The 6,228-nt window shown below is 70.6% G+C and carries 7 protein-coding genes and 1 pseudogene; 3 read left to right on the top strand and 5 right to left on the bottom strand.

All coding sequences use genetic code 11. From position 1 onward, the window contains the following. Positions 1 to 291 (top strand): annotated as a pseudogene (locus ACXJKR_RS21580) (hypothetical protein); the annotation flags it as partial. On the opposite strand, the gene ACXJKR_RS21575 reads toward ACXJKR_RS21580, so the two are convergent. Next, the gene (locus ACXJKR_RS21575) at positions 252 to 452 is read right to left on the bottom strand and encodes a hypothetical protein (protein WP_457324566.1); all 201 of its coding nucleotides are present in this window, start codon (positions 450 to 452) and stop codon (positions 252 to 254) included. The pseudogene ACXJKR_RS21580 and the gene ACXJKR_RS21575 overlap by 40 nt on opposite strands. A gap of 174 nt (positions 453 to 626) precedes the next feature. Between ACXJKR_RS21575 and ACXJKR_RS21570 the strand changes: the two genes are divergently transcribed. Beyond that, positions 627 to 1,370, top strand: a complete 744-nt coding sequence (locus ACXJKR_RS21570) for a transporter substrate-binding domain-containing protein (RefSeq protein ID WP_457324567.1) — start codon at positions 627 to 629, stop codon at positions 1,368 to 1,370. An 8-nt stretch (positions 1,371 to 1,378) separates the two neighbouring features. Here the strand turns inward: ACXJKR_RS21570 and ACXJKR_RS21565 are convergent, their stop codons facing one another. Beyond that, positions 1,379 to 1,747 (bottom strand): VOC family protein, encoded by a 369-nt coding sequence (locus tag ACXJKR_RS21565; protein ID WP_056205284.1) that lies wholly within the window; start codon positions 1,745 to 1,747, stop codon positions 1,379 to 1,381. 188 nt (positions 1,748 to 1,935) lie between these two features. Between ACXJKR_RS21565 and ACXJKR_RS21560 the strand changes: the two genes are divergently transcribed. After that, positions 1,936 to 2,559, top strand: a complete 624-nt coding sequence (locus ACXJKR_RS21560; protein WP_056204918.1) for a hypothetical protein — start codon at positions 1,936 to 1,938, stop codon at positions 2,557 to 2,559. A 157-nt stretch (positions 2,560 to 2,716) separates the two neighbouring features. Here ACXJKR_RS21560 and ACXJKR_RS21555 read toward each other — a convergent pair whose 3' ends face one another. The 3 genes from ACXJKR_RS21555 to ACXJKR_RS21545 all read right to left on the bottom strand — a co-directional run. After that, the gene (locus ACXJKR_RS21555; RefSeq protein WP_457324565.1) at positions 2,717 to 3,004 is read right to left on the bottom strand and encodes a hypothetical protein; all 288 of its coding nucleotides are present in this window, start codon (positions 3,002 to 3,004) and stop codon (positions 2,717 to 2,719) included. 12 nt (positions 3,005 to 3,016) lie between these two features. Continuing rightward, a complete protein-coding gene (locus ACXJKR_RS21550; RefSeq protein ID WP_457324564.1) occupies positions 3,017 to 5,560 on the bottom strand; it encodes a protein kinase domain-containing protein in 2,544 nt (847 codons plus the stop codon). Between the two features lie 246 nt (positions 5,561 to 5,806). Further along, on the bottom strand, positions 5,807 to 6,228 hold a 422-nt coding region (locus ACXJKR_RS21545), incomplete at its 5' end, for an ECF-type sigma factor (protein WP_457324563.1).

The following is a 6,228-nucleotide window of genomic DNA, read 5'->3' as shown; positions in this document are numbered from 1 at the left end:
GAACTCAGCTTCAAGGTGCGCCACCACCTGAAAGAAGAGGAGTCCAAGTTCTTCCACGTCGCCGGCCGCCTGCTGTCAGACACGAAGAAGCAGCAGCTCRCCGGCAAGTACCAGCGCGAGATGGTGCGCATGCGCAAGCAATACGCCGCCGAGTACCAGACCGTGGCCGTGTCTGCGGCGACCGGCCTGGTCAAACCCGCCAAGCCAGCCGCCGACAAGCCGGCGACGCGCGGCAACGCCAGCGCCGGCGCTCAGCTGCGCGGCAAGAGCAAGCCGCGGCGCACGCGCTGAAGCGAGGCGGGCTCGTCAGCACTGACCTGGCGCGGCGCTTCGCCCCACGGTGCTTTGGCCAGCGCGGTCAACGCCGGCAGCGTCGGCGCCTTCACCTGGACGGATTGCTCCGCCACGGGCCGACGGTCCACGACGGGCCTGGGGTGCATGAAGAAGAACATGGAGCGGAATTGGGGGCGCCAGGCGAGGGTGCCAGATAGAACAAACCCCAGCGTCGCTGACGTGTAGGCTAGCCAGCCATGAGCGCAGGCATCAACACCTCAACTGCTGTGGACCGTCGCGCGCTGAATGCGTTGTGCATCCTGCTCCTGCCCATTCTTGCCGCGTGCGCCGCCATGCCAACACCCGCTCCCGAAGCAATCGCCCAACTGGCACCCACCAGCCGGCTGCGCGCCGTCATCAATCTGGGCAATCCCATCCTGGCGAACCGCGACCCCAGCACCGGCGAAGCCTCGGGTGTGTCGGTCGACCTGGCGCGTGAGCTGGCACGGCAGCTGGGCGTCCAGGCTGAGTTGATGGTGGTGAAGTCCGCGGGCGAAGCGGTGGATGCTCTGGCCACCGGCCGCGTGGACGTGGGCTTCTTCGCCATCGATCCCGCGCGGGCCGCGTCCACCGCCTATTCGGCTGCTTACGTGCAGATCGAGGGCGCCTACCTCGTGCGCAACGATTCGCCGCTGCAGGCCAACGAGGACGTGGATCGCGCAGGCACGCGTGTCGCCGTCGGCGCACGCAGCGCCTACGACCTCTACCTGACACGCGAACTCAAGGCGGCGACGATCGAGCGCGCACCGACCTCACCCGAGGTGGTCAGCTTTTTCCTGGCGCACCAGCTCGACGTGGCCGCCGGTGTGAAGCAGCAGTTGGAAGCCGACGCCAAGCGCTTGCCGGGCCTGAGGCTCTTGCCCGGGCGCTTCATGGTCATCAACCAGGCCATGGGCATGGCCAGGGGCAAGGCGGTCGGTGCGCATTTTCTCGCCGCCTTCGTGGAACAGGCCAAGGCCTCAGGCTTCGTCGCGAGGTCGTTGGAACGCCACCGCATCGAGGGCGCCGCCGTCGCGCCGTCTGCGGCGCGCGACTGAGGGGCTGCTCAACCCTGCGTCGGCCTGAACACCCGCACCCGGTGGCCGTCCGGGTCCGCGGTGACTGCCGTGAAGCCGAAGTCCATCGCCGTCGGCACCTGCAGCACCGGCCAGCCCGAGGCCTTCCAGGCGGCGACGGCGGCATTGACTTCGTTGTCCGTGCCGACCGTGATGCCGATCTCGGCGCCGCCGCCGCGCTGGCCGCTGCCCGGTTGCACGTCATGCGCGGCCCAGAGGCCGAGCATGGTCTTGTCATTGAGCATGAACATCGCGAAGTTGGGGCTCTGCTCGACGGGTTCACGGCCCAGCAGCGAGCGATAGAAGAGCACGCTCTCGGCAGGGCTGTGCACGTAGAGGATGAGGCAGTCGGGTTGCATGGTGGTCTCCGTTGGGTGATGAATGAAGCCATCGTCGGCGCCGGTTATGTCACCGGCTGTCAGCAGGCCCTGGGGGCTATCCCGGCGGTAGTTTTCACATCGCGCGTGTGATCCCTGGCGGGCCGCACTTGCGTCCTTGATGACAGGCCCGGCGTGTTGCCGGGCCCCACCTCTATCGGAGAACCATCATGGCCGCATTGCCCGTCACCATCGCCCTGAAGAGCATCAAATGCAAGATCGAGACCGACGAGGTCGGCTCGGACGAGCCCTATGTGCTCGTCACCGCCGTCGACCTGACCAACCCGATCCTGCCCAACGCCGAAGTCACGCTCTACGGCCCGTGGGGCGACGTCGACGAGGGCGAATCCCGCAGCACCCAGCCGCTGCAGCCGGGCATCAACCCGAGCGACATGCCCTTCATCATCTGGCGCCGCAACGCCTGGGGCCCGTCGGGCCAGGCCAAGGCGATCGCCAACCCGGCCAATGCCGTCATCCTCGTGTCGATGATGGAGCATGACGATGGCAAGCCCGGCACGGCGCGCGAGCTGACCAAGGGCGCCGTCGTCAGCTCGTTGGCGGCCTCTGCCGGCATGACACGGGCTCAGCGCGTGAGCAAGCTGAAGGCCGACATCCACGGCGCGCTCGGCATTCCCACCGGCTTCCCCAACTTCGACGACCGCGTCGGCACGACCCAGGAGTTCGTGCTCAGCACCAACCTGCTCGACGTGGCCGCCGGCCCCAAGAGCAAGACGCTGACCATCGTGGGAGATGGCGGCAAGTACGAGGTCACCCTGGTGGTGACGAAGGGCTGAAACGGGGCCCCTCGTCCACGCCCGCCGCGCTGAACGCGGGCGACGTGACCGGTCCCCCGAGGGGACGACGATGCTTGCGGCATCGAGCCGCAAGCACATCGCCAAGGGCGGGCCGGCTAGGGGGCGGCCCGGCGCTCGGCCCGCAACTCCGCGGCCACTACTTGCTGACTGGCACCTTCACCGCCGGGCAGGCGGTGTTGGCCGGGTCGGGGCACTTGGGCAGCTTGGGCTTGACCTGGGTGCCGGTGTTGCTGCCATCGGTCGCGGTGCCACCACCGCTGCCACCGGCGACGGGCGCGCCGCCGGGCGGGGTGGCAGCCTTGACTGCCGGTGAACTGGTGGCCTTGGCCGACGGGGTGCCGGTGGCCGGTGCCACATCAGCGGCGTGCGCCGCGAGCGCGGCGCCCAGGCAGGCAGTGGCCAGCATCGAGTCGAGAAGTTTCATCGCAGTCCTCCGTCAGAAGTCCAGCAGGGCCAGGCCCGGCGGCGCCGGGTGGGATGTGGACGATAGCAATTGCGACAGCCGGGTGCGCATGACCGCGGCGTCAACACGGTCGGCCAGCGCACCAGCGTAGGCATCCAGCGCGTCGCGCGCGTCGCGGCCGTCTCCGAGCGCGACGAGCGCCCTCAGCCGCAGGCGGTCCGGATGGCCCGGCGGCAGGCCGGCCTCGGCAAGCGCCAGGGCCTCGTGATAGGCGGCGCGAGCCGGCTCGATGCGGCCGGCGCTTTCATGGGCCAGCCCCAGCAGCGCCAGCGTCGGCCAGCGATCGGTGTCCTGCAACCCCAGCCGCGTGCGCTGGGCGGCCTCGGCCTGCGTCAGCATCACGACGGCCTCGGCCGTGCGCCCCTGGCGCAGCGCCGCCTCGCCGAGCAGCGCGCGTGCGCGCTCCGCCGCCGGGTGTCCTGCCTCTTCCAGCGTGGACAGCAGCGGGCGCATCCGCGCCTCGGCCACGGCCGGCTCGCCACGGCGCATTTGCTGGCGTGCTGCCACCAGCCCCACGACGGCGGTCGCCTGGGCTTCGCCGCCGCGGCGGGCCTGCGCCAACGCCAGCTCCGCTTCGCGCGCCGCCTCGTCGGGTCGGCCGGCGTGGAACAGCGCGGTGGCCAGCCAGGTGCGCGTCGAGACGGTGTTGAGGTCGGCCGGTCCCAGCACTTCCTGCAGCTCCTGCACGCTGGCGCGCAGCAGGGGCAGGGCGGCGACGTGGTGCCCCAGTTCGACCTCCATCGTCGCGACGGCCATCCGGGCCTGGGCGGCGATCAGCCGCCCCGCGCCTTCGCTGGCATCGACGAGGGCTTGCAGCCAGCGCCGCGCATCGTCCCAGCGCCCCTGGGCCCGGGCGAGGCTGGACATCGCATCGGCCACGCGCCGATAGCGCTCATGGCGCGTGCCGAAACGCTCGCGAACCCCTTGCTCGGCCCGCGTCAGCAGCGACTGCGCCTCGTCGAGGCGGCCGGCCTCCATGGACATCTCGCCGAGATGGGCGAGGGCGGACAAGGCCACCGCGTCGTCCTGCGCCGGCGCCGCAGGCACCAACCCCATCAGCAGCGCGCGCGCATCGTCGATCTGCCCCAGGCGGCTGCGGGCATTGGCCAGCTCGAAGGCGACATCGCGGCCCGTCTCGCCGCGGCCCTGCAGCTGGGCGTGTGCGAGCGACAGCGCTTCGGCCGCCAGGGGCATGTCGCCGGATTGGTTCAGCAGCAGCCCCAGTGGCCGGGCCACTTCGGCCAGCATGGCCGGGTCATCGCCCAGCCGTCGCTTGGCTTCGGCCCAGCTGCGCCTGAGCAGCTCGATCATCGGCACCGTCGCGCTGCCGGAGGCGTCGGGGCTGAGGCCGGCGAGCAGCTCGGTCAGCACGCTTTGCACGCGCCGCGTGCGTTCGGCTTCTCGCGCGGCCTCGCGCCATTGCCAGGCGGTGGTGGCCATGCCGGCCAGCAGGCTGGCCAGCACCAGGCTCAGCGCGACCAACTGCAGCCGGTAGCGGCGCGCGAATTTGGCGCTTCTGTAGGCCAGCGAGTCGGGCCGCGCGAGGATGGGGCGGTGCTCGAGATGGCGGCGCACGTCGTCGGCCAGTGCGCTGGCGCCGGCATAGCGCTCGTCGGGGCGCTCCTTCAGCGCGCGGCCGACGATCAGGGCGAGGTCGCCGCGCAGTGTGGCCGCAGGCTCACGCTGGCCGGTCAGCAGCAGGCACAGCAGGCGGCCCAGCGCAAACACATCGGTGGCGGTGCTGACGGGCTCGCCGCGCAGCTGCTCAGGCGCGGCGTACTCAGGCGTCAGGCCCGCAGGCAGTTGCGCAGTCAGCTCYGCGCCGGTGTCATCAACAAGCAGCTTGGCGACACCGAAGTCCAGCAGCTTCACCTGGCCGTCCGCGGTGACAAGGATGTTGCCCGGCTTGAGATCGCGGTGCACGACCAGGCGCGCATGCGCATGAGCCACCGCGTCGCACACCTGCAGAAAGAGCCGCAGCCGCTCGTTCACATGAAGGTTCTGCAGCTCGCACCAGCGATCGATGCGCTCGCCCTCCACCAGCTCCAGCACCAGGTAGCGCGTGCGCGTCGCGCCGACCAGGGCGTCGCCGATGTCCAGCAGGCGGGCAATGTGTGGATGGGTCAACCGCGACAGCAGCTCGCCCTCGCGGCGAAAGCGCGCCTGGTTCCCTTCGCCGCGCCACGGGCTGTGCAGCAGCTTGATCGCCGCCTCGCCCTGGTGTGCACCGTCGCTGCGCCGCGCTCGCCAGACTTCGCCCATGCCGCCGCTGCCCAGCGGCGCGACGAGGGTCCACGCGCCCAGCACCTGGCCGGCCAGTTCGGGAGCGCCCGGTACTTGCGCCGGCTTGGCCAGAAAGCCGCGCTCTTCGGCCACGCGGTCAGCGTTGATGAGGGCCTCCAGCTGCTCCCGTTGTGCCGGTGGCAACTCGGCCAGCAGGGCTTCACGTTCGGCCGGCGTCGCGTCCTGCCATTCATCGAAGGCGGCGAGCGCGCCGGCCCGGTCAGTGGTGTTCACGTCAACTGGCCGCGGCGGCAAATCGGGCCGAGCGCCGGGCCGCTCCCAAGCCGGCCCGTCAGGCGATGTGCTCGCGGCTTGATGCCGCGAGCATCGCCGTCCCCACGGGGGCTGAGGCTGGACACGGCAAGTCCAGTGGACTTGTCGTGCCTGCCGAAGAGCAGCGGCTCTGCCGGCTGCGCGGCCTGCAAGGCCGGCTGGGATGGCCCGCGTTCAGCGAGGCGCGACCGGACGAGGGGTTTCATTTCACGCCTGCAACGCGTCGAACAAGAAGGCCCGCGCTTTACGCCAGTCGCGCTTGATCGTCGGCACCGAAACGCCCAGCAGCTCGGCGATCTCCTCCAGCTCCAGGCCGCCGAAGAAGCGCATCTCGACGACCTGGTGGGCGCGGCCGTCGGCGCGCTCCAGCATCTGCAGCACGTCGTCGAGCTTGAGCACATCGGGCGGTGCGATCTGCTCCAGCGCGGCCGTCGACAGCGTCACCTCGGCCTGCCCGCCGCCGCGCTTGTCGGCGTGGCGCTCGCGAACGTGGTCGATGATGACGCTGCGCATGACCTTGCTGGCGTGGGCGAAGAACTGCGCGCGGTGCTGCGCGGCTTCGCGGCCCGCACTCTTCAGCCAGACCTCATGGATCAGTGCCGCCGGCTCCAGCGTCATCGGTGCGTGGC

It is taken from the genome of Roseateles sp. P5_E11 (assembly GCF_054049355.1).
This window is presented reverse-complemented; position numbering and strand designations above follow the sequence as displayed.